Source organism: Streptomyces cyaneochromogenes (genome assembly GCF_003963535.1).
GTDB lineage: Bacteria > Actinomycetota > Actinomycetes > Streptomycetales > Streptomycetaceae > Streptomyces > Streptomyces shaanxiensis.
Genome location: NZ_CP034539.1, coordinates 2,709,368 through 2,731,050, shown reverse-complemented (window position 1 = coordinate 2,731,050; position 21,683 = coordinate 2,709,368). Strand labels below are relative to the sequence as shown.

21 protein-coding genes are annotated in these 21,683 nt (G+C 70.5%); 14 read left to right on the top strand and 7 right to left on the bottom strand.

What is annotated here, in order from left to right; translation table 11 throughout:
• Window positions 1–5 precede the first annotated feature (5 nt).
• Window positions 6–701 carry a hypothetical protein gene (locus EJ357_RS12130; protein ID WP_126391449.1) on the bottom strand — a complete coding sequence of 232 codons (696 nt, stop codon included), beginning with the start codon at window positions 699–701 and terminating at the stop codon, window positions 6–8.
• A gap of 89 nt (window positions 702–790) precedes the next feature.
• Entirely contained in the window at window positions 791–2,140 is a 1,350-nt protein-coding gene (locus EJ357_RS12125) for a DUF2252 domain-containing protein (protein WP_126391447.1), read from the bottom strand.
• A gap of 292 nt (window positions 2,141–2,432) precedes the next feature.
• Between EJ357_RS12125 and dnaE the strand changes: the two genes are divergently transcribed.
• Complete coding sequence (gene dnaE / locus EJ357_RS12120) at window positions 2,433–5,972, top strand: DNA polymerase III subunit alpha (RefSeq protein ID WP_126391445.1); 3,540 nt, start codon at window positions 2,433–2,435, stop codon at window positions 5,970–5,972.
• A 91-nt stretch (window positions 5,973–6,063) separates the two neighbouring features.
• Here the strand turns inward: dnaE and EJ357_RS48230 are convergent, their stop codons facing one another.
• Window positions 6,064–6,228 carry a hypothetical protein gene (locus EJ357_RS48230; RefSeq protein ID WP_093907043.1) on the bottom strand — a complete coding sequence of 55 codons (165 nt, stop codon included), beginning with the start codon at window positions 6,226–6,228 and terminating at the stop codon, window positions 6,064–6,066.
• A gap of 245 nt (window positions 6,229–6,473) precedes the next feature.
• Between EJ357_RS48230 and EJ357_RS12115 the strand changes: the two genes are divergently transcribed.
• From EJ357_RS12115 to EJ357_RS12100, 4 genes are all read left to right on the top strand, one after another.
• Entirely contained in the window at window positions 6,474–7,694 is a 1,221-nt protein-coding gene (locus EJ357_RS12115) for an NYN domain-containing protein (RefSeq protein WP_126391444.1), read from the top strand.
• 205 nt (window positions 7,695–7,899) lie between these two features.
• Window positions 7,900–8,874, top strand: coding sequence for an ABC transporter ATP-binding protein (locus EJ357_RS12110; RefSeq protein ID WP_126399394.1), 975 nt, complete (start codon window positions 7,900–7,902; stop codon window positions 8,872–8,874).
• A 106-nt stretch (window positions 8,875–8,980) separates the two neighbouring features.
• Window positions 8,981–9,805: an ABC transporter permease gene (locus EJ357_RS12105; protein ID WP_126391442.1), complete on the top strand. Its 825-nt coding sequence runs from the start codon at window positions 8,981–8,983 to the stop codon at window positions 9,803–9,805.
• A gap of 34 nt (window positions 9,806–9,839) precedes the next feature.
• The gene (locus EJ357_RS12100) at window positions 9,840–10,592 is read left to right on the top strand and encodes a DUF2567 domain-containing protein (protein WP_126391440.1); all 753 of its coding nucleotides are present in this window, start codon (window positions 9,840–9,842) and stop codon (window positions 10,590–10,592) included.
• Window positions 10,593–10,982: 390 nt separating this feature from the next.
• On the opposite strand, the gene ybaK is transcribed toward EJ357_RS12100, so the two are convergent.
• The 4 genes from ybaK to EJ357_RS12075 all read right to left on the bottom strand — a co-directional run bounded on the left by ybaK (window position 10,983) and on the right by EJ357_RS12075 (window position 15,075).
• Complete coding sequence (gene ybaK / locus EJ357_RS12090) at window positions 10,983–11,489, bottom strand: Cys-tRNA(Pro) deacylase (RefSeq protein ID WP_126391436.1); 507 nt, start codon at window positions 11,487–11,489, stop codon at window positions 10,983–10,985.
• Between the two features lie 40 nt (window positions 11,490–11,529).
• The gene (locus tag EJ357_RS12085) at window positions 11,530–12,267 is read right to left on the bottom strand and encodes an LON peptidase substrate-binding domain-containing protein (RefSeq protein WP_126391434.1); all 738 of its coding nucleotides are present in this window, start codon (window positions 12,265–12,267) and stop codon (window positions 11,530–11,532) included.
• 11 nt (window positions 12,268–12,278) lie between these two features.
• Window positions 12,279–13,325, bottom strand: coding sequence for a hypothetical protein (locus EJ357_RS12080; RefSeq protein WP_126391431.1), 1,047 nt, complete (start codon window positions 13,323–13,325; stop codon window positions 12,279–12,281).
• Between the two features lie 160 nt (window positions 13,326–13,485).
• The gene (locus EJ357_RS12075) at window positions 13,486–15,075 is read right to left on the bottom strand and encodes an oxidoreductase (protein ID WP_126391429.1); all 1,590 of its coding nucleotides are present in this window, start codon (window positions 15,073–15,075) and stop codon (window positions 13,486–13,488) included.
• A 171-nt stretch (window positions 15,076–15,246) separates the two neighbouring features.
• Here EJ357_RS12075 and hisD point away from each other — a divergent pair, with 171 nt between their 5' ends.
• The 9 genes from hisD to EJ357_RS12035 all read left to right on the top strand — a co-directional run bounded on the left by hisD (window position 15,247) and on the right by EJ357_RS12035 (window position 21,674).
• A complete protein-coding gene (hisD, locus tag EJ357_RS12070) occupies window positions 15,247–16,572 on the top strand; it encodes a histidinol dehydrogenase (RefSeq protein ID WP_126391427.1) in 1,326 nt (441 codons plus the stop codon).
• Window positions 16,569–17,681: a histidinol-phosphate transaminase gene (locus EJ357_RS12065; RefSeq protein ID WP_126391425.1), complete on the top strand. Its 1,113-nt coding sequence runs from the start codon at window positions 16,569–16,571 to the stop codon at window positions 17,679–17,681. Before hisD ends, EJ357_RS12065 begins: the two co-directional genes overlap by 4 nt.
• Window positions 17,678–18,271 carry an imidazoleglycerol-phosphate dehydratase HisB gene (hisB, locus tag EJ357_RS12060; RefSeq protein ID WP_126391423.1) on the top strand — a complete coding sequence of 198 codons (594 nt, stop codon included), beginning with the start codon at window positions 17,678–17,680 and terminating at the stop codon, window positions 18,269–18,271. The genes EJ357_RS12065 and hisB overlap by 4 nt, the downstream gene beginning before the upstream one ends.
• Window positions 18,268–18,432 (top strand): hypothetical protein, encoded by a 165-nt coding sequence (locus EJ357_RS48225; protein ID WP_175647374.1) that lies wholly within the window; start codon window positions 18,268–18,270, stop codon window positions 18,430–18,432. Before hisB ends, EJ357_RS48225 begins: the two co-directional genes overlap by 4 nt.
• On the top strand, window positions 18,423–19,070 hold the full coding sequence (hisH, locus tag EJ357_RS12055; RefSeq protein ID WP_126391421.1) for an imidazole glycerol phosphate synthase subunit HisH: 648 nt from the start codon (window positions 18,423–18,425) through the stop codon (window positions 19,068–19,070). Before EJ357_RS48225 ends, hisH begins: the two co-directional genes overlap by 10 nt.
• A gap of 4 nt (window positions 19,071–19,074) precedes the next feature.
• Complete coding sequence (priA, locus tag EJ357_RS12050) at window positions 19,075–19,800, top strand: bifunctional 1-(5-phosphoribosyl)-5-((5-phosphoribosylamino)methylideneamino)imidazole-4-carboxamide isomerase/phosphoribosylanthranilate isomerase PriA (protein ID WP_126391419.1); 726 nt, start codon at window positions 19,075–19,077, stop codon at window positions 19,798–19,800.
• Entirely contained in the window at window positions 19,797–20,210 is a 414-nt protein-coding gene (locus EJ357_RS12045; protein ID WP_126391417.1) for a RidA family protein, read from the top strand. Before priA ends, EJ357_RS12045 begins: the two co-directional genes overlap by 4 nt.
• Entirely contained in the window at window positions 20,207–20,962 is a 756-nt protein-coding gene (gene hisF, locus EJ357_RS12040; RefSeq protein WP_126391415.1) for an imidazole glycerol phosphate synthase subunit HisF, read from the top strand. The genes EJ357_RS12045 and hisF overlap by 4 nt, the downstream gene beginning before the upstream one ends.
• Before the next feature lie 121 nt (window positions 20,963–21,083).
• Entirely contained in the window at window positions 21,084–21,674 is a 591-nt protein-coding gene (locus EJ357_RS12035; protein WP_126391413.1) for an ArsR/SmtB family transcription factor, read from the top strand.
• The last annotated feature ends 9 nt before the right edge of the window (window positions 21,675–21,683 follow it).

Below are 21,683 nucleotides of genomic sequence, written 5' to 3'. Positions count from 1 at the left end.
CGCGCTCAGGCGAAGGCGGGCGAGCACGGTGGTCCACGCCGTCCCAGGGAGTGCACGAGGAGGAGGGTGCGGGCGCCGGCCGTCCGGCGGGCCGGGCGCGGCAGGCGGCGGACCGGTGCGGTCCGGCGGACCGTCACCGCGGCGACCGCCAGCAGCAGCGGGCGGAACGTGGTCGCCGTCACCGCGCGCAGCAGCTGTGCCAGGGCCCGCTCGCCGCGCCGCAGCCAGGCGGCCGCGAGGAGGCCGACGCCGATGTGCGCGCCGAGCAGGAGCCAGGGCGTCGCCGGGTCGGCCTGGGCGGTGAGGAGGGTCGCCAGGTGGCGGGTGTCGGTGCCCGTCACGCCGGCCAGGGACGTGCCCACGGCGGTGTTGTCGCCGCACAGTACGTCGAAGCCGACGGAGCGCAGGGGGCCCGTGACCGGGCCGCCCGCCCGGCCGTAACAGACGTGCTGCCCGGTGGTGAGGATCGTGTCGGCGGCCAGTTCCAGCGGGATCAGCAGGGCGGCGATCCGCCCGTAGGTCCGTTCCCGGCCGGCCATGGCGTACGCGAGCGCGAACACGGCCGCCGCGAGCAGGGCCACCGTGCTCAGCGGCAGCGGGGCCCGGGACAGCAGCACGTGCGACGCGGCGCTGAGCGTCACGACGAGTGACGTGAACAGCGCCGCGCGTACGGCTCGTAGCTGGGTCCCGGATATGTCCATGGCGGAGAAGAGTGTGGCACGTAGTCCTGTAAGAGACCCTTAAAGGGTGCCTGTGGGCGACGACGGAACGCCTGTGAGCGGCCTTTCCGTCACAGACCCGGAATCCGGCCGTTGCGGAACAGGTCCACGAAGATCTGGTGGTCGGCACGCGCGCGTGCGCCGTAGCCGTGTGCGAAGTCGACCAGGAGCTCCGCGAAGCCGGCGCCTCCGTCGGCGTCCGCCGCGATCGCCGCGTCGATGGCCCGCTCGGTGGAGAACGGCACCAGGGACTCGCCGGAGGTGTCGTCCGCCGCCGCGTGCATGGTGGCCGTGGCCCGGCCGAGGTCGGCGACGACCGCCGCGATCTCCTCCGGGTCGTCGATGTCGCTCCAGTCCAGGTCCACGGCGTACGGCGAGACCTCGGCGACCAGCTGGCCCGCGCCGTCCAGCTCGGTCCAGCCCAGCCACGGGTCGGCGTTGGCCTGAAGGGCGCGCTGGGAGATCACCGTGCGGTGGCCCTCGTGCTGGAAGTAGTCGCGCAGCGCCTGGTCCGTGATGTGCCGGGAGACGGCCGGGGTCTGGGCCTGCTTGATGTAGATCACGACGTCGTTCTCCAGGGCGTCCGTGTGGCCCTCCAGGAGGATGTTGTACGACGGCAGCCCGGCCGATCCGATGCCGATGCCGCGGCGGCCGACGACGTCCTTCACCCGGTACGAGTCGGGGCGGTCCAGCGAGGCGTCCGGCAGCGTCTCCAAATAGCCGTCGAAGGCCGCGAGCACCTTGTAGCGGGTGGCCGCGTCCAGCTCGATGGAGCCGCCGCCCGGGGCGAAGCGGCGCTCGAAGTCACGGATCTCCGTCATCGAGTCCAGCAGCCCGAAGCGGGTCAGCGCGCGGGCGTCCCGCAGCGCGTCCAGGAGCGGGCCCTGGGCGGTGTCCAGCGTGAACGGCGGCACCTCGTCGCTCTTGGCGCCGGTCGCCAGGGCGTGCACCCGCTCGCGGTACGCGCCCGCGTAGATCCGCACCAGCTCGCTGATCTGCTCGTCGCCGAGCGCCTTGGCGTAGCCGATGAGGGCGATCGAGGCGGCGAAGCGCTTGAGGTCCCAGGTGAAGGGGCCGACGTACGCCTCGTCGAAGTCGTTGACGTTGAAGATCAGCCGGCCGTTGGCGTCCATGTACGTGCCGAAGTTCTCCGCGTGCAGGTCGCCGTGGATCCACACGCGCGAGGTGCGCTCGTCCAGGTACGGGCCGCCGCGCTTCGACCCGAAACCGGTATTTGCAGTGAGGTCGTGGTAGAAGAGGCACGCCGTGCCGCGGTAGAACGCGAACGCCGACGCCGCCATCTTGCGGAACTTCACACGGAACGCGGCCGGGTCGGCGGCCAGGAGCTCGCCGAAGGCGGTGTCGAAGACGGCGAGGATCTCGTCGCCGCGCTGCTCGTCGTTGAGCTGGGGGACCGACATCGCTGGGTGCCTCCTGGTGCAGGTGGTGCATGACGTATGGGGCGGAACCTCCCCTCATGTGCAACGTACGAGCGTGCGAGGGAGTGCCCGCTTTCTTCGCATGAAGGTACGCGGGGGAGCCGCCCACCCGTCACCCGACCGCCGCCCCTCATCGAGGGGCTACGCCCCACAGTGTTTACCTCAAGTGTCAGTGCCGAGGCATAGACTTCGACGCTGTCCCCCAGACTGTCCGCAGCCCTTCGGAATCTGGTCCGGATCTTGTCGACGCCTGTTTGCCTTGGAGGCCGAAACCGTGTCAAAGCCGCCGTTCACGCACCTGCACGTCCACACCCAGTACTCGCTGCTGGACGGTGCCGCGCGGCTGAAGGACATGTTCAACGCGTGCAACGAGATGGGCATGACGCACATCGCCATGTCCGACCACGGCAACCTCCACGGGGCGTACGACTTCTTCCACAGCGCGAAGAAGGCCGGAGTCACCCCGATCATCGGGATCGAGGCGTATGTCGCCCCCGAGTCCCGGCGCAACAAGCGCAAGATCCAGTGGGGCCAGCCGCACCAGAAGCGCGACGACGTCTCCGGTTCCGGTGGTTACACCCACAAGACGATGTGGGCCGTGAACAAGACGGGTCTGCACAACCTCTTCCGGCTGTCCTCGGACGCGTACGCCGAGGGCTGGCTGCAGAAGTGGCCCCGCATGGACAAGGAGACCATCTCCCAGTGGTCCGAGGGGATCGTCGCCTCCACCGGCTGCCCCTCCGGTGAGCTCCAGACCCGCCTGCGCCTCGGCCAGTACGACGAGGCCCTGAAGGCGGCCGCCGACTACCAGGACATCTTCGGCAAGGACCGATACTTCCTGGAGCTGATGGACCACGGCATCGAGATCGAGCACCGGGTCCGTGACGGCCTGCTGGAGATCGGCAAGAAGCTCGGCATCCCGCCGCTGGTCACCAACGACTCGCACTACACGTACGCGCACGAGGCGACCGCGCACGACGCCCTGCTGTGCATCCAGACCGGCAAGAACCTCTCCGACCCGGACCGCTTCAAGTTCGACGGCACCGGCTACTACCTGAAGTCCACGGACGAGATGTACGCCATCGACTCCTCGGACGCCTGGCAGGAGGGCTGCGCCAACACGCTCCTCGTCGCCGAGATGGTCGACACCACCGGCATGTTCGAGGCGAAGAACCTCATGCCGAAGTTCGACATCCCCGAGGGCTACACCGAGGTCACCTGGTTCCGCGAGGAGACCATGCGCGGCATGCACCGCCGCTTCCCGGACGGCATCCCGGACGACCGTATGAAGCAGGTCGAGTACGAGATGGACACCATCATCTCGATGGGGTTCCCGGGCTACTTCCTCGTGGTCGCCGACTTCATCATGTGGGCCAAGAGCCAGGGCATCGCGGTGGGCCCCGGCCGAGGTTCCGCGGCCGGCTCGATCGTCGCCTACGCCATGGGCATCACCGACCTCGACCCGATCCCGCACGGCCTGATCTTCGAGCGGTTCCTCAACCCCGAGCGCATCTCCATGCCCGATGTCGACATCGACTTCGACGAGCGTAGGCGCGTCGAGGTGATCAGGTACGTGACCGAGAAATACGGCGCCGACAAGGTCGCCATGATCGGCACCTACGGCAAGATCAAGGCCAAGAACGCGATCAAGGACTCCGCGCGCGTGCTGGGCTATCCGTACGCGATGGGCGACCGCCTCACCAAGGCGATGCCCGCCGACGTCCTCGGCAAGGGCATCGACCTCGACGGCATCACCAACCCCTCGCACCCGCGCTACAGCGAGGCGGGCGAGATCCGCGGGATGTACGAGAACGAGCCGGACGTCAAGAAGGTCATCGACACCGCCAAGGGCGTCGAGGGCCTGGTGCGGCAGATGGGCGTGCACGCCGCCGGCGTGATCATGTCCAGCGAGCCCATCGTCGACCACGCCCCGATCTGGGTGCGGCACACGGACGGCGTGACCATCACGCAGTGGGACTACCCGCAGTGCGAGTCGCTCGGCCTGCTGAAGATGGACTTCCTCGGCCTGCGCAACCTGACGATCATGGACGACGCCGTCAAGATGGTGAAGTCCAACAAGGGCATCGAGCTCGACCTGCTGGCCCTGCCGCTCGACGATCCGAAGACCTTCGAACTGCTCCAGCGCGGCGACACCCTGGGCGTCTTCCAGTTCGACGGCGGCCCGATGCGTTCGCTGCTGCGCCTGATGAAGCCCGACAACTTCGAAGACATCTCCGCCGTCTCCGCGCTGTACCGTCCGGGCCCGATGGGCATGGACTCGCACACCAACTACGCCCTGCGCAAGAACAAGCTCCAGGAGATCACCCCGATCCACCCGGAGCTGGAGGAGCCCCTCAAGGAGGTCCTGGACGTCACCTACGGCCTGATCGTGTACCAGGAGCAGGTGCAGAAGGCCGCCCAGATCATCGCCGGGTACTCGCTCGGCGAGGCCGACATCCTGCGCCGCGTGATGGGCAAGAAGAAGCCCGAGGAACTGGCCAAGAACTTCGTCCTCTTCCAGAAGGGCGCCCGGGACAAGGGCTACAGCGACGAGGCCATCCAGGCCCTGTGGGACGTTCTGGTCCCCTTCGCCGGATACGCGTTCAACAAGGCGCACTCCGCCGCGTACGGCCTTGTCTCCTACTGGACCGCCTACCTCAAGGCCAACCACCCGGCCGAGTACATGGCCGGGCTGCTCACCTCGGTCAAGGACGACAAGGACAAGTCGGCCGTCTATCTCAACGAGTGCCGGCGCATGGGCATCAAGGTGCTCCCACCGAACGTCAACGAGTCGGTGCACAACTTCGCCGCGCAGGGCGACGACGTGATCCTCTTCGGCCTCGAAGCCGTGCGCAACGTCGGCACCAACGTGGTCGAGTCGATCATCAGGAGCCGCAAGGCCAAGGGCAAGTACGCCTCCTTCCCCGACTACCTGGACAAGGTCGAGGCGGTCGCGTGCAACAAGCGCACCACGGAGTCGCTGATCAAGGCGGGCGCGTTCGACTCCCTGGGCCACACCCGCAAGGGCCTGACCGCGCACTTCGACTCGATGATCGACAACGTGGTCGCGGTCAAGCGCAAGGAGGCCGAGGGCCAGTTCGACCTCTTCGGCGGCATGGGCGAGGAGGACACCAGCGAGCCCGGGTTCGGACTCGACGTGGAGTTCACCACCGAGGAGTGGGACAAGACCTATCTGCTCGCCCAGGAGCGGGAGATGCTCGGTCTGTACGTCTCCGACCACCCGCTCTTCGGCCTGGAGCACGTGCTGTCCGACAAGGCCGACGCGGGCATCGCCCAGCTGACCGGCGGTGAGCACGCGGACGGTGCCGTGGTGACCATCGGCGGCATCATCTCGGGCCTCCAGCGCAAGATGACCAAGCAGGGCAACGCCTGGGCGATCGCCACGGTCGAGGACCTCGCCGGTTCCATCGAGTGCATGTTCTTCCCGGCTACGTACCAGCTCGTCTCGACCCAACTCGTCGAGGACGCCGTGGTGTTCGTCAAGGGCCGCCTCGACAAGCGAGAGGACGTGCCGCGCCTGGTCGCGATGGAGCTCCAGGTCCCCGACCTGTCGAACGCCGGCACCAACGCGCCCGTGATCCTCACCATCCCGGCCACCCGGGTCACCCCGCCGATGGTCAGCCGTCTCGGCGAGATCCTCAGCCACCACAAGGGCGAGAGCGAGGTCCGCATCAAGCTCCAGGGTCCGACCAAGACGACGGTGCTGCGACTGGACCGGCACCGGGTGAAGCCCGACCCGGCGCTCTTCGGTGACCTGAAGGTGCTGCTCGGGCCGTCCTGCCTGGCGGGCTGAGCGACCGCGAGGCAAACGCGCGAGGGGCGCGTCCCGCACGGGACGCGCCCCTCTTCGTGTGCCTGGGTCTCAACAACCCGTTATGCAGATGTCAGTTGTGACCGAAGCGCTTCTGCCGGCCCTTGCGGGCCATGTCGCCCGGGGTCACCTGCGTGGCGCGCTGCTCGGCCTGCGTCTCCATCGACGACTGCTGGGCCTGCTGCTGGCCACGCTCGGACTGCGGCTGCTTTCGGTCCTGTTTCTTGTTCTTGGCCATGGTGCTGCCTCCTGTGGGGGATCTAGGGGCCAGGGCCGCGACCAGATTCACATAGGCTGACAAAGAACGCATTTCGGATAATTACCGTGTGTGACAGCGGTTGTCGGGGCGTGAGGCATGGCGCGTCGTGGTGGTGATGCCCCGAAACGCCACGCCGAAGATCGAGTTCGCCCCGTTAACCCCCGCGTGGTCGGGCAGACTCGAAGGAAGCCCGAAGCAAACCTCCCAGGAAGAGGGTGAGTCGCGTGGACCGCTGCATCGTCCTGGTGGACGCCGGGTATCTGCTGGGCGCCGCCGCCAGCCTTCTCGCCGGGGAGCCCTCCCGGTCCCGGATCACCGTCGACCACACCGCCCTCATCCAGGGGCTGCGCGAACGCGCCGAGTCCGACACCCAGCAGCCCCTGCTGCGCATCTACTGGTTCGACGGCGCCCCCGACCGCGTCCCCCAGCCCGAGCACCGCAGGCTGCGGGTGATGCCCCGGGTCACCGTCCGCCTGGGCGCCCTGACCCGCAGCGACGGACGCTGGGCGCAGAAGGGCGTGGACGCCGCGATGCACGCCGAACTCACCGAGTTGGCCCGCAACCGCGCCTGCTCGGACGTGGTGCTGGTGACCGGAGACGGCGATCTGCTGCCGGGCATGATGGCCGCCAAGGAGCACGGCGTCGCCGTACACCTGTGGGCCGTACAGGCCGCCGACGGCGACTACAACCAGTCCGAGGACCTGGTCGCCGAGGCCGACGAGCGGCGCGTGCTCGACCGTACGTGGATCACCAAGGCCGTACGCGCCAAGGAGCTCACCGGAGTCTGCGCGCCCCCACCCGCCCCCCGGCCCGAGATCGCCGCGATCCTGTCCGCCCCGCTGCCCGACTCCGCGCTCGGCGCACGGGCCGAGCGGCCCCCCGAGGAGGGCGAGCACGCCCCGGCGTCCGCCGCCTCGGAGAACGGCACCCAGGAGCGGGTGCCGGCACCCAAGGGAGTGCCCACACCGAAGGACCTCGCCGCCCTGCGCGCGCCCGGTGTGCAGCCGGCCCAGAACCCCGCGAGCGCGACGCTGCGCTGGTCCTCCGACAAGGGGTGGGTCGACCGGCCCGGTGTCGCGGCGGAGCCGGCCGAGGCCGCGTCCATGCCGACGCTGGCGCAGCTGACCACGGCGGAGCAGCGGTGGGCCGACCGGGAGGAGGACATCACGACGGTCGGCGGCGATCCGTACGAGGTGGGGCAGGTCTTCGCACGGCGGTGGATGGGGCGGCTGGGGGACCAGGGCCATCTGCAGCGGCTGTCCGGGATGTACCCGCGGATTCCACATCGGATCGACGGGGAGCTGCTCAGGTACGCGGCCCGGTTCGGGTTGCTCGCGCACAAGGACGACCAGATCGACGAGCATGACCGGTACGCGATTCGGGCCGGGTTCTGGCGGGAGATCGATGTGCGGACCGCGGCGGAGCACGCGCCCGTCGGCGAGTGAGTCGACCGGGTTCGTGCGTGATTGACCGCCGTTGCGGCGGATTCGTGATCACCGGTGGATTTATCGCCACCGCGAGATTCGTGGTCGCGAGCAGGCGATTTGTACCGAGTGGCCGACCCGAGGACGGACCAGGGGTCCGGACCCCGTAGTCTCGTCCCTTGTGAGTACGCGCGTGGGACAGGCACTTCGGCACAGCGGGGATGTCGTGTGTGCCGTGCGCGGGCTGACCAAGACCTATCCCGCCGTCCGAGGTCGGCGCGGGACGCCCGGGACACCCGAGGTGCGGGCCACCGACGACGTACGGCTGGACATCCGGCGCGGCGAGATCTTCGGGCTGCTCGGGCCGAACGGCGCCGGCAAGACGACTCTCGTCCGGCAGCTCACCGGGCTGATGCGGCCCGACAGCGGCAGCGTGGAGATCCTCGGGCACGACATCGTGCGGCACCCGGAGCGGGCCGCGCGCATCCTCGCCTACCTCGGGCAGGAGTCCACCGCCCTCGACGATCTGACCGTGTCGCTCGCCGCCGAGACGACCGGGCGGCTGCGCGGCCTGGACGTGCGGCAGGCGCGGGACGAGCGGGACGCCGTACTCGACGAGCTGAGCCTCGGACCGCTTGCCGGGCGGCCGATCAAGAAGCTGTCCGGCGGGCAGCGCCGGCTGGCCTGTTTCGCCGCCGCGCTGGTGGGGGAGCGGCCGCTGCTCGTGCTCGACGAGCCGACCACCGCGATGGACCCGGTGGCCCGGCGGGCCGTGTGGTCCGCCGTGGACCGACGGCGGGCCGAGCTCGGTACGACCGTGCTGCTCGTCACCCACAACGTCATCGAGGCCGAGACGGTGCTCGACCGGGTCGCTGTGCTGGACCGGGGGCGCGTGATCGCCTGTGACACGCCGTCCGGGCTCAAGGAGCGGGTGGCGGGGGAGGTACGGGTCGAGCTGCTGTGGCGGGAGCGGGCGCCGCTGGAGGTGCCCGAGGTCGCCGCGTTGCAGGACCGGGTCGTGGAGTCCGGGCGGCGCTGGACGCTGCGGCTCGCCCCCGAGGAGGCCCGCGCGGTCGTCGCCACCGTCACCGGCGGGGCCGCCTTCGCCGCGCTGGACGACTTCACGCTCGCCACGCCGAGCCTGGAGGACGTGTATCTGGCGCTGGGCGGGGACGTGCAGCAGGGGCTGGTGAAGGCATGAGCACACAGCCCCTCGCGTCCGTATCCGTTTCCGTAGCCGTATCCATGTCCGGACGGGACAGGGCCACCTCCCCAGTGAACCCCCGTGTGAAAGGGAGCAGCGCCACGTGAGTGTCGTACCCGCCGAGGTTCTGCCGGGCAGCGCCCTGGCCGTGGACGAGACGGCCGCTCCGGCCGCCGCCGAGCTCGGGCCGCGTGCGCGGCTGTGGCCGTCGCTGTGCGCCGTGTACCGGGCGCAGCTGTCCCGGGCGCGGGTCGCGCGCATTCCGCTGCTGTTCGTGGCGACCTTCCAGTCGATCGGGATCATGATCCTGATGCGCGGGGTCGTGGACGGCGGGGCCGAGGCGCAGGCCGTGGTGGCCGGATCGTCGGTGCTCGTGGTCGCCTTCGTCGCGCTGAACCTGCTCGCGCAGTACTTCGGGCAGCTGCGGGCCAGCGGCGGGCTCGACCACTACGCCACGCTGCCGGTGCCGCCGGCCGCGGTGGTGCTGGGGGCCGCGGGGGCGTACGCCTCCTTCACCGTGCCGGGGACCGTGGTGACCGCCCTCTTCGGGTGTGCGCTGTTCGGGTTGCCGGTGGCGCATCTGTGGGTGCTCGTCGCGGTGATCCCGCTGGCCGGGGCCGCGCTCGCCGGGCTCGGGGCGGCGCTCGGGCTGCTCGCGCCGCGGCCGGAACTGGCCACGCTGCTCGGGCAGTTGGGCATGTCCGCGGCGCTGCTGCTGGGGGTGCTGCCGGCCGACCGGATGCCGGAGGTGGTGCGGTTCGCGCGGGATCTGCTGCCGTCGACGTACGGCGTGGAGGCCTTCGCGCGGACCTTCGGGCCGCACCCCGACTGGGCGTTCGTGCTCGGTGACCTCGCCGTGTGCGCGGTCGTCGGCGTCGTCTCGCTGGGCGTCGCCACCTGGGCCTACCGCCGGGCGGCCGTCCGGTGACGCGCCGCCCAGGTCGGCCTGGCACGATGGCAGAGTGACCGCTCCGCTGACTCCACCACCGCCGCCGCGTGACCAGTCCCCGAACAACGGGTGGCAGCCGCCTGCTGCCGGTCAGGCCGCGTCGTCCGCGTCCTCCGCGCCGCAGGACGCCGGGTACGGCGCCCCGTCCGGCTCGTACGGCCCTCAGGGCCCGCACGTCATGTACGGCGTGCACGGCTCGTACGAACAGGACGGTCCCGGGATGAAGACCGAAGTGCGAGAGGCCGCCGTGGTCGCGCTGGTGGTGGCGCTCGGTGGGGCGCTGCTCGGGGTGCTGTGGTGGTGGCTGGCGCCGAGTGTGCCGCTGGTCGGGGACGTCGTCGACAACAACTGGGTCGTCTACTTCAAGGACACCGAGGGGGAGCAGGCCGCCGGGGTGGACGGAACGTTCACTCTGCTTGCGCTCGCGTTCGGGCTGGTCAGTGCGGTTGCGGTGTTTCTCATACGGCGGCGCGGGGGTGTGCCGTTGGTGGTGGGGCTGGCTGTCGGGGGGTTTCTCGGGTCCTTGCTGGCCTGGAAGGTCGGGGTGTGGCTCGGGCCCTCGCAGGACGTGATCGCTCACGCGAAGGATGTGGGTAAGGGGGTCACCTTCTCGGCGCCGCTGAAGTTGGGGGCCAAGGGGGTGTGGCTGGTCTGGCCGCTGGCAGCGCTGGTGGTCCATCTGGGGTTGACGGCGTTGTTCGGGCCTCGGGACGTGGATCCGTATCAGCAGCAGTTGGAGGCGCAGCGGGGGGCTCCGCCTGTGTAGGGCCTTGGTGACTCGCCCCGCCTGCCCCTGACCCGCCCCGTCCTCCGGGGGCTCTGCCCCTTCGACCCCGGGGCGTTTCTGGGGGCTGCGCCCCCAGACCCCCGCTTCGGCCCTGAAGGGGCCTCGTCCTCAAACGCCGGACGGGCTGAGATTGCCTGGGCCGGCGTTGAGAAGTCGGCCTTGTCCACGTCCTCAAGCGCCGGGCGGGCTGGAATGCCTGGGCCGGCGTCCAGCAGTTGCCGCCGCCTGAGCGGCTTTCTGGAAGTGCTGGTCGTTACGCCGGGCGTCGGCCGTGGTTTGAGCGGCCCTTCTTGATGCGCCACTTGCGTTTTCGTGTTTTCTTCGACATGTCTCCCGTACTTAACCGAGGAGACCGGGTTCGTCGAGGGGTCACGCACGCCCGATGGGGGCGACGATCGCTGCCGTGAGCTTGGTGAGGTCCTCGGGGGAGAGTTCGACCTCCAGGCCGCGGCGGCCTGCCGAGACGCAGATCGTGGTGTGGGTGGCGGCCGAGGCGTCCAGGACCGTCGGGAGTTTCTTGCGCTGGCCCAGGGGGGAGATGCCGCCGCGGACGTAGCCGGTGGTGCGTTCCGCCAGGGCCGGGTCGGCCATCGCCGCGCGCTTGCCGCCGACCGCCGAGGCCAGGGCCTTGAGGTCCAGTTGGCCCGCCACGGGGACGACCGCCACCGTCAGGGTGCCGTCCACGTCCGCCACCAGCGTCTTGAAGACCCGGTCCGGTGACACGCCCATCGCCTGCGCCGCCTCCTCGCCGTAGGAGGGGTGGGCGGGGTCGTGGTCGTAGGCGTGGACGGTGTACTCGGTGCCCGCCGCCGTGAGGGCGACCGTCGCGGGAGTGCCGCCGGGCTGTTGCTGGTTCTTCTTCGACTTCTTCGCCATGGTGGCCGGTTCCCCAGAGGTCGTACGCCGGTGTTCTGCGTCAGTTCAGACTCGTCGGGCCGCGCGTCAGGTCCGACGCCGGCAGCGACGGCAGCGTACGGATGATCGAGGTCTCGGCGCGAAGGAGTTTCAGTTCGTCGCGCAGCCGGGAGGCGGTGTCCTTGGACTGGAGGAGACGCTGTTTCGTCGGGGTGTCCAGCATCATCGCGGCCGCCACCAGGTAGGAGACGACCGACGGCTGGTCCGGAAGCTCGGCCGCCGTGGACAGGGAGCGTTCGCGGGCGCCCGCGAGGCGCTTCTGGTACTGCCGGAACGACCGCAGCACCCCTTCCGCCAGCGCCCCCGCCTCGTCCCCCGGCTCCTCCGGCAGCTCCTCCAGCTCCGCCGTCAGGAACGGGCCCGACGCGTCGACCGAGAGCAGGCGCACACGAGTCGTCCCCGTCGCCAGCACCTCGAACGTGCCGTCGGCCCGCTCCCGGATCGTCGCCGCGTCCGCCACACAGCCCACCCCGTGGAAGGCCTTGACCGGGTCAGGGCCGAAGCCCGCGGTGGGCCCGCGGTCGGGCAGGGCCGTCGGGTCGGGCATGCCGGGCGCGCTCGGGGCCACCTCGTGGCCGTCGCGGATCGCCACGACGGCGAAACGGCGCGGCTCCTCCTCGGGAGTCTTCAGCAGCTCGCGCATCATGGCGCGATAACGCTCCTCGAAGACGTTCAGGGGGAGTACGAGGCCCGGGAACAGCACCGAGTTCAGGGGAAAGAGCGGAAGGCGGACGGTCACGGCGCCAAAGCCTAATGGTCGCCGGAGTGAACGCGTCCGGCGAGGCCACTTCGTGGATCATCCGCGGGCGCCCGCCCGGGAGCCGCGGCCGCCGCCCGCACCCGGATCTCGTCCCGCACTTCGAGGAAACGGCCCAGCGGATCGTCCGCGAACCGGCTCCAGGGGAAGGAGGTGGCGTACGGGCCGATCAGGCGCAGCTGCTCCAGGGCGTCCTCCCAGCGGCCCAGCTGTGCCAGGACGTACGTCAGCTTGTTGCGCATCCCGGCCGGCCACAGGTCGCCCGCAAGGAACCGGGCGGAGAGCGCGATCGCCCGGTCAGCCGCCGCGTCCAGCCGCTCGGGCGGCACACCGGGGCCGCAGCCGTCGGTGAGGTAGGCGAAGGCGGCCCGGGTCGGCAGCGCCTGTACGAGGGAGTCGGCCGGGGCGTCCTGGGCCGCCCGGTCGGCGAAGTCGAAGCACTCCCGGTGCGAGCCGTGCCAGGACGAGGCCAGATAGCGCAGGGCCGCCACATGGCAGCCGTAGTGGAGCGGGGCGCGGCGCAGCGCCGCCTCCCACAACTCGCCGAAGTAGGTGTGCCCGGCGCGTGAGCCGCGCGCGTGGTCCAGGGCGATCCGCCACGGCACCGGGTCGCGGTCGTCGGCGCGTGCGGCCGCCGTGATCAGCGGGCTCACCCCGCGCAGCAGCTCGGCCCGGGCCGGCGACCGCCAGGCGTGGTCCACCGCGAGCTGGGCCTTGACCAGCAGCGCGTCCGGATCGTGCGGGGCGGCCGCGCACCAGGCCTGCAGCCACTCCGGCCGCGAGCGCGCGAAGGCCGCGAGGCGCAGCACGTATCCGTCGCGGTACTCCCACCGCGTCCTCAGCCGGGTGGCGGCCAGCAGCTCGGCGGCGGGCTCGTACGCGCCCTGCCCGGCCGCGACCAGCGCGGGACCGAGGTGGTCGTCGGGCGCGTCGAGGATCACCTCGGCGTCGGCGGGGAGCCCGACGGCGGGGTGGTCGACGGTCCGTGGCGTCCGGGACGCGCGGCCGAACGGGAGCAGCAGAGCCATGGTGTCGACCATTGAAAGTCCGCTGGTCGGGCTCGCGCCAGAGGCATCGGTCAACCCGTGGAAAGTTGTACGCGGATGGGTCAAGAACCGGTAAAGGTAAACCCTTCAACAACTGTCGGACATGCACACGTTCCGCTCAGGAACCCCACTGACCTCACCAAACCCAACCGTGTCAGCTCCGCCGCAGCAACCGCGTCGCCCCCGCCGCCACCGTCGTCGCCAGGATCCAGCCCAGCAGGATCATCGCGGCCGCCAGCCACTGCCAGACACCGCGCAACTGCCAGAACCCGACCTGGCCCAGGTCGATGACCGGCAGCAGCAGGTCGAGGGCGAAGAGGGCCGGGCTCCAGGCCGGATGCTCGCCGCCCTTGAGCGGCGGCGGGTCGGCGTAGGTGAAGGCCACCGAACTCGCCGCCCACAAAACCGCCATCCACACGGCCGCCCGGCCCGGCCGGTAGCCGTAGGCGACCATCCAGTCCTGCGCGTACCCCACGAGCTTGGCCGCGGGCGGCAGCGTCTCGCGGCGCCGGCGCTGCTTGGCGAGCAGCACCTCGCGCGCGTCCTCGTCCTCACCGCCGGCCCGCAGCACGGAGGCCAGCAGCTCGTACGGCTCCGGGTTGTACTCGGCGGTCGCCGCGCTGACCCACTCCAGCCGCCGCTCCAGCGGGAACGGTCCGCGCGGCACCAGGTTCTCGTAGCTGAAGCCGCCCATGTGCAGCAGGCCCGGGCCCGGCCAGGCGTCCGCCCGGTCCATCAGGTTGACCACCCGCGCCCCCGACAGCACGACCCCGCCGCGCTCCGGCCGCTCCCCGAGGAAGCGCAGCTCCGGCGTCTGGATGCGGCGCAGCGACAGCTCCTGCTCGTCGGTGAAGGCGAACCGGGCCCGCTCCAGGTCCACCGCGTCCCCGAACCGCCCGTCGTCGAGCCGCACCCCGCCCTGGCACTCGAACCGCTGGATGCGCGTCCCGCGCGCGGGCGTACGGCCGCTCAGCATCGGACTGCCGACGCCCGCCGGGGTCAGATACAGGGTGCGTCCGACGGTCAGCTGGGGCGCGTTCAACGCGAGGCGCGTGTACGGGTTGACCAGCCGCGCGCCCCGCAGGCTGAGCGACACGCCGATGTTGGCGCCGCGCAGGCTCATCTCGCCGTGCGACTCCAGCATCTCGGCCTGGAGGTCCTGGCCGACGTTGACGCCGTCCGCGGCGATCGAACGGCCGCTGCGGTCGCGGTAGACGATGGCCTGGTTGAGCAGCAGGTCCGTGCCTATCTGGGCGTCGGTGAGCCGTATGCCGTTGTGGAAGCGGCAGCGCGGCAGATGCAGGTCGCCCTCCGTGTGCACCCGGGCGGCCTCCAGCCGCGGCACCTGGCAGTCCACCAGTCGTACGGTCGTGAAGTGGGCCTCCGGCAGCCTGACCTCCCGGTCGAAGCGGCAGCCGCGCATCTCGACGTACGGCACCACCGTGCCGCCCGCGAGGTCCATCGTGTCGCTGATCCGCACGCCGACGAGCTTCAGCGAGGACACCCGGCCGGCGAGGGCGGGCGGCCCGTCCAGCAGCAGCCAGCAGACGATACGCGCGCGTACCGTCCGCTCGTCTCCCCAGGGATGTCCGCCGTGCGGATCGTCGACGACCGCGTCGCCGCTGCTCAGGTCGTACACGCTGCCGTTGCGGAAGGCCTGCCACATACCGAGTTCGGCGGCGGTCAGGTCGTCCGGCAGGTCGTCCGGCAGGTCCCCGTCACGCAGGCCGGAACCTTCGGTCACGTCTTTTCCGTCCCCCTCGGCTACTCGTGGGTTTAGTACAACTGTTCATGCCCGCTGAGTGACCCCCCGAACGCTAGACGTGAAGGTGATCTTCCAGGTTCCCCATGACTCCTGTTCCACCCAGTGATACGCGCGCACGACGCGGAACCCGGGTCTGAGAGAATTGCACCCGTGATCTCCCGAATCGATCTGCGCGGCGACGCCCTTCCCGAGGGCCCCGCCCTGCGCGACCTGCTGCCCCGAGCCGACTTCGACGTCTCGGCCGCCCTGGAGAAGGTGCGTCCGATCTGCGAGGCCGTGCATCATCGGGGCGACGCGGCGCTGATCGACTTCGCGGAGAAGTTCGACGGGGTCAAGCTCGACCAGGTGCGGGTGCCCGCGCAGGCCCTCACGCGCGCGTTGGAGGAGCTCGACCCGGCCGTGCGCGCGGCCCTGGAGGAGTCCATCCGCCGCGCCCGGCTCGTCCACCGCGAGCAGCGCCGTACGACGCACACCACGCAGGTCGTGCCCGGCGGCTCGGTCACCGAGAAGTGGGTGCCGGTCGACCGCGTCGGGCTGTACGCGCCCGGCGGCCGGTCCGTCTACCCGTCCTCCGTGATCATGAACGTGGTGCCCGCCCAGGAGGCCGGCGTCGAGTCGGTCGCGCTCGCCTCCCCGGCCCAGGCCGAGTTCGGTGGCCTGCCGCACCCGACGATCCTCGCCGCGTGCGCGCTGCTCGGCGTCGACGAGGTCTACGCCGCCGGTGGCGCCACGGCCGTCGCGATGTTCGCGTACGGCACCGAGTCCTGCCCGCCCGCCAACATGGTCACCGGCCCCGGCAACATCTGGGTCGCCGCCGCCAAGCGCTACTTCACCGGCAAGATCGGCATCGACGCCGAGGCGGGCCCGACCGAGATCGCGGTCCTGGCCGACGCCACCGCCGACCCGGTGCACGTCGCCTCCGACCTGATCAGCCAGGCCGAGCACGACCCGCTGGCCGCCGCCGTCCTGGTCACCGACTCCGTGGAGCTCGCGGACGCGGTCGAGAAGGAGCTGGAGCCGCAGGTCGCGGCCACCAAGCACATCGACGACAGGATCGTCCCGGCCCTCAAGGGCAGGCAGTCCGCGATCGTCCTGGTCGACGGCGTCGAGGAGGGCCTCAAGGTCGTCGACGCCTACGGCGCCGAGCACCTGGAGATCCAGACGGCCGACGCTGCCGCCGTGGCCGACCGGGTGCGCAACGCCGGCGCGATCTTCATCGGCCCCTGGGCGCCGGTCTCGCTCGGCGACTACGCCGCCGGCTCCAACCACGTGCTGCCCACCGGCGGCTGCGCCTGCCACTCCTCGGGCCTGTCGGTCCAGTCCTTCCTGCGCGGCATCCACATCGTCGACTACACGAAGGACGCGCTGGCGGACGTCGCGCATCACGTGGTCACGCTGGCGGAGGCGGAGGACCTGCCGGCGCACGGCGCGGCGATCAAGGCCAGGTTCGGTTGGAAGGTACCGGAGAGCAAGTGAGCGACGTACGTATCGACGATCTCCCCGTACGGGACGAGCTGCGCGGCAAGTCCCCCTACGGCGCGCCCCAGTTGGACGTCCCCGTACGGCTGAACACCAACGAGAACCCCTACCCGCTGCCCGAGCCCCTGGTCGAGCGGATCGCCGAGCGCGTCCGTGAGGCGGCCCGCAACCTCAACCGCTACCCGGACCGGGACGCGGTCGAACTGCGCACCCAGCTCGCCAAGTACCTGACGGACACCTCCGGCTACGAAGTGGGCCTCGCCAACGTGTGGGCGGCCAACGGCTCCAACGAGGTCATCCAGCAACTGCTCCAGACCTTCGGCGGACCGGGCCGTACGGCCATCGGCTTCGAGCCGTCGTACTCGATGCACGCCCTCATCTCGCGCGGCACCGGCACGGGCTGGATCTCCGGCCCCCGGGGCGAGGACTTCACCATCGACCTCGCGGCCGCCGAGAAGGCGATCGCCGAGAACCGGCCTGACGTCGTGTTCGTCACCACGCCCAACAACCCCACGGGCAACGCGGTCCCGCCGGAGACGGTCCTCGCGCTGTACGAGGCCGCGCAGGCAGCCAAGCCGTCGATGGTCGTGGTCGACGAGGCGTACATCGAGTTCAGCCACGGCGACTCGCTGCTGCCGCTGCTCGAGGGCCGGCCGAATCTCGTCGTCTCCCGGACGATGTCGAAGGCCTTCGGCGCGGCGGGCCTGCGCCTCGGCTATCTCGCCGCGCACCCCGCGGTCGTGGACGCCGTCCAGCTCGTACGGCTGCCGTACCACCTGTCGGCCGTCACCCAGGCGACCGCCCTGGCCGCCCTGGAACACACCGACACGCTGCTGAAGTACGTCGAGCAGCTGAAGTCGGAGCGGGACCGCCTGGTGAGCGAGTTGCGCGCGGCCGGCTACGAGGTCGTCGAGTCCGACGCGAACTTCGTGCAGTTCGGCAGGTTCGAGGACGCGCACACGGCCTGGCAGAAGATCCTCGACCGGGGGGTCCTCGTCCGGGACAACGGCATCCCGGGCTGGCTGCGGGTGTCCGCCGGAACCCCCGAAGAGAACGACGCGTTCCTCGACGCGGTACGTGCACTGAAGAAGGAGCAGACCACATGAGCCGCGTAGGCCGCATAGAGCGGGTGACGAAGGAGACCTCGGTCCTCGTCGAGATCGATCTCGACGGGTCCGGCAAGGTCGATGTGTCGACAGGCGTCGGCTTCTACGACCACATGCTCGACCAGCTCGGCCGGCACGGTCTGTTCGACCTGACCGTGAAGACCGAGGGCGACCTGCACATCGACTCCCACCACACCATCGAGGACACCGCCCTCGCGCTGGGCGCCGCCTTCAAGCAGGCACTCGGCGACAAGGTGGGGATCTACCGCTTCGGCAACTGCACGGTCCCGCTGGACGAGTCGCTCGCCCAGGTCACCGTCGACCTCTCCGGCCGCCCCTACCTCGTGCACACCGAGCCCGAGAACATGGCGCCGATGATCGGCGAGTACGACACCACGATGACCCGGCACATCCTGGAGTCCTTCGTCGCCCAGGCCCAGATCGCGCTGCACGTGCACGTGCCGTACGGGCGCAACGCCCACCACATCGTGGAGTGCCAGTTCAAGGCGCTGGCCCGGGCCCTGCGGTACGCCTCCGAGCGCGATCCGCGCGCGGCCGGCATCCTCCCCTCCACGAAGGGCGCCCTGTGAACGGCCTCTCGACCCTGCTGATCGTCGTCGGCCTGTTCCTGGTCGGCGGCATCTACTCCTTCGTCAAGCAGCAGATGCCGAAGGGCCTCATCGTGCTGCTCTCCATAGGCGCCGCGATGTGTCTCGTCGCGGGCGTCATGAGGCTGGAGGTGTGGAATTGACCGACGCGAAGAAGGTCGTCGTCTTCGACTACGGCTTCGGCAACGTCCGCTCCGCCGAGCGTGCCCTCGCGCGCGCGGGAGCCGACGTCGAGATCACCCGTGACTTCGACAGGGCCATGAACGCCGACGGGCTGCTCGTGCCGGGCGTCGGCGCCTTCGCCGCCTGTATGCAGGGGCTCAAGGAGGCCCGCGGCGACTGGATCGTCGAGCGGCGGCTGGCCGGCGGGCGCCCCGTCATGGGCATCTGCGTCGGCATGCAGATCCTGTTCGCGCGTGGCATCGAGCACGGCGTCGAGACCGAGGGCCTCGGCGAGTGGCCGGGCTCGGTCGAGCCGTTGCAGGCCGACATCGTGCCCCACATGGGCTGGAACACCGTGGACGCGCCGCCCGCCTCCGAGCTGTTCGCCGGCCTGGACGCGGACGCGCGCTTCTACTTCGTGCACTCCTACGCCGTCCACGACTGGACCCTGGAGACCGAGAACCCGCTGATGACCGCCCCGCTGGTCACCTGGTCGACGCATGGCAAGCCCTTCGTGGCCGCCGTGGAGAACGGCGCCCTGTGGGCCACCCAGTTCCACCCCGAGAAGTCCGGCGACGCCGGAGCGCAGCTGCTCACCAACTGGATCGGAACCCTGTAGAGACATGGCCAAGCTCGAACTCCTCCCCGCCGTCGACGTCCGCGACGGCCAGGCCGTCCGCCTCGTGCACGGCGAGTCCGGCACCGAGACCTCCTACGGCTCCCCGCTGGAGGCGGCCCTCGCCTGGCAGCGTTCGGGCGCCGAGTGGCTGCACCTGGTCGACCTGGACGCCGCGTTCGGCACCGGCGACAACCGGGAGCTGATCGCCGAGGTCGCGAAGGCGATGGACATCAAGGTCGAGCTGTCCGGCGGCATCCGCGACGACGCCTCCCTGGCCGCCGCGCTCGCCACCGGCTGCACGCGCGTGAACCTCGGTACGGCGGCCCTGGAGACCCCCGATTGGGTCGCCAAGGTCATCGCCGAGCACGGCGACAAGATCGCGGTGGGCCTGGACGTACGCGGCACGACCCTGCGCGGCCGCGGCTGGACCCGCGACGGCGGCGACCTCTACGAGACGCTGGAGCGCCTCAACAGCGAGGGCTGCGCGCGCTACGTCGTCACGGACATCGCCAAGGACGGCACGCTCCAGGGCCCGAACCTGGAGCTGCTGAAGAACGTCTGCGCGGCGACGGACCGCCCCGTGGTCGCCTCCGGCGGCGTCTCGTCGCTGGACGACCTGCGGGCCATCGCCGAGCTGGTGCCGCTCGGTGTCGAGGGCTCCATCGTCGGGAAGGCCCTGTACGCGAAGGCGTTCACCCTGGAAGAGGCCCTGGAGGTTGTCTCGTCATGACGTCCGATGCCGTACGGCGCGTGCAGAGCGGTAGTCCCTGGGAAGAGTCCTTCGGGTTCGCGCGCGCCGTCGCGGTGGGCGATCGTGTGCTGGTGGCGGGCACGACGTCCTTCAAGGGCGATGTGCTCTACGGCGAGGGCGACCCGTACGAGCAGGCCAAGGTGGCCTTCGCCGGCGCGATCGAGGCGATCGGCGAGTTTGGGCTCGGGGTCGAATCCGTGGTCCGTACGAGGATGTACCTGACCCACGCGCGGGACGTGGACGCCGTGGGCCGGGCCCACAAGGAGCTCTTCGACGCGGTGCGCCCGGTCTCGACGCTGCTGGTCGTCGAGGGTTTCGTGGACTCGCGCATCCTGGTCGAAGTGGAAATAGAAGCATTCAGAAGGACGTTGGAGGAGCCGGTTTCATGACCCTGGCGGTCCGAGTCATCCCCTGCCTGGACGTGGACAACGGCCGGGTCGTCAAGGGCGTCAACTTCCAGAACCTGCGCGACGCGGGCGACCCCGTCGAGATGGCCAAGGTGTACGACGCCGAGGGCGCCGACGAGCTGACGTTCCTGGACATCACCGCGTCGTCCGGCAACCGCGAGACGACGTACGACGTCGTCCGCCGCACGGCCGAGCAGGTCTTCATCCCGCTGACGGTCGGCGGCGGTGTCCGTACGGCCGAGGACGTGGACAAACTGCTGCGGGCGGGCGCGGACAAGGTGGGCGTCAACACGGCGGCCATCGCCCGTCCCGACCTGATCCGCGAGATCGCCGAGCGGTTCGGGCGGCAGGTGCTGGTGCTGTCGGTCGACGCGCGGCGCACACCCGAGGGCACCTTCGAGGTCACCACCCACGGCGGCCGCAAGGGCACCGGCATCGACGCCGTCGAGTGGGCGCACCGCGCGGCCGAGCTGGGCGCGGGCGAGATCCTGCTCAACTCGATGGACGCGGACGGCACGAAGGACGGCTACGACCTGGAGATGATCCAGGCCGTACGCAAGCACGTCACGGTCCCGGTGATCGCCTCCGGCGGCGCCGGCAGGCTCGCCGACTTCTCGCCGGCCATCCAGGCGGGCGCGGACGCGGTGCTCGCGGCGTCCGTGTTCCACTTCGGGGATCTGCGGATCGCCGAGGTGAAGGAGACGCTGCGGACGGCCGGTCACCCCGTCAGGTGACCCGGGCCTGAGTCCCGAAGCCCCGGTCACCGAGTGGCCGGGGCTTTCGCTTGCGCAGATGCAAAAGGAAAGTTGCGCAAAATAGATTGTGCAACTTTTCTTTCGTATCTACGGTGGGGGCATGACAGGCAAGGAGAGAGACCGCCGGATCACGGACCTGGGCACGCTGAAGGCCCTGGCCCACCCGCTGCGGATGAACCTGGTCCGAGCCCTGACGATCAGGCGCGTCGCCACCGCCTCCCAGCTCGCCGAGCAGGTCGACGAAGCCGTCTCGCTGGTCAGCTACCACCTCCGCAAGCTCGCCGAGCACGGGCTCATCGAGGAGGCGGAGCCGCAGAGCGCCGACGGCCGGGAGCGCTGGTGGCAGCCCGCCTCGGACGGCGTGAGCATCCGGGACGAGGACTTCCGCGACGCCCCCGAGAAGGCAGCCGCGCACACGGCGGCGAGCCGGCTCTTCGCCGAGCAGCGCACCGAGATGTACCGGCGCTGGCTCGACGAGCGCGCCCACTGGGGCCGCGAGTGGAACCGGGCCGCCGAGTCCTCCGAGTCCCACCTGCGTCTCACGGCGGACGAACTGGCCGAGCTGAACAAGGAGTTGCTCGCCGTCGTACGCCGGTACGACGCGCGGGGACAGGCCGCCGAGGCCGCCGGCGACGGCGAGGGCCGCGAGAGCGTCGCGGTGCACACGTACGCCTTCCCGTTCCGGCCCTGAGAGGACCGA

What these genes read in the sequence shown, in the direction of transcription:
- EJ357_RS12130 (WP_126391449.1), bottom strand. Translation starts at nt 701, where the DNA reads ATGGACATATCCGGGACCCAGCTACGAGCCGTACGCGCGGCGCTGTTC.
- EJ357_RS12125 (WP_126391447.1), bottom strand. Translation starts at nt 2,140, where the DNA reads ATGTCGGTCCCCCAGCTCAACGACGAGCAGCGCGGCGACGAGATCCTC.
- EJ357_RS48230 (WP_093907043.1), bottom strand. Translation starts at nt 6,228, where the DNA reads ATGGCCAAGAACAAGAAACAGGACCGAAAGCAGCCGCAGTCCGAGCGT.
- ybaK (WP_126391436.1), bottom strand. Translation starts at nt 11,489, where the DNA reads ATGGCGAAGAAGTCGAAGAAGAACCAGCAACAGCCCGGCGGCACTCCC.
- EJ357_RS12080 (WP_126391431.1), bottom strand. Translation starts at nt 13,325, where the DNA reads ATGGTCGACACCATGGCTCTGCTGCTCCCGTTCGGCCGCGCGTCCCGG.
- hisB (WP_126391423.1), top strand. Translation starts at nt 17,678, where the DNA reads ATGAGCCGCGTAGGCCGCATAGAGCGGGTGACGAAGGAGACCTCGGTC.
- priA (WP_126391419.1), top strand. Translation starts at nt 19,075, where the DNA reads ATGGCCAAGCTCGAACTCCTCCCCGCCGTCGACGTCCGCGACGGCCAG.
- EJ357_RS12045 (WP_126391417.1), top strand. Translation starts at nt 19,797, where the DNA reads ATGACGTCCGATGCCGTACGGCGCGTGCAGAGCGGTAGTCCCTGGGAA.
- hisF (WP_126391415.1), top strand. Translation starts at nt 20,207, where the DNA reads ATGACCCTGGCGGTCCGAGTCATCCCCTGCCTGGACGTGGACAACGGC.
- EJ357_RS12035 (WP_126391413.1), top strand. Translation starts at nt 21,084, where the DNA reads ATGACAGGCAAGGAGAGAGACCGCCGGATCACGGACCTGGGCACGCTG.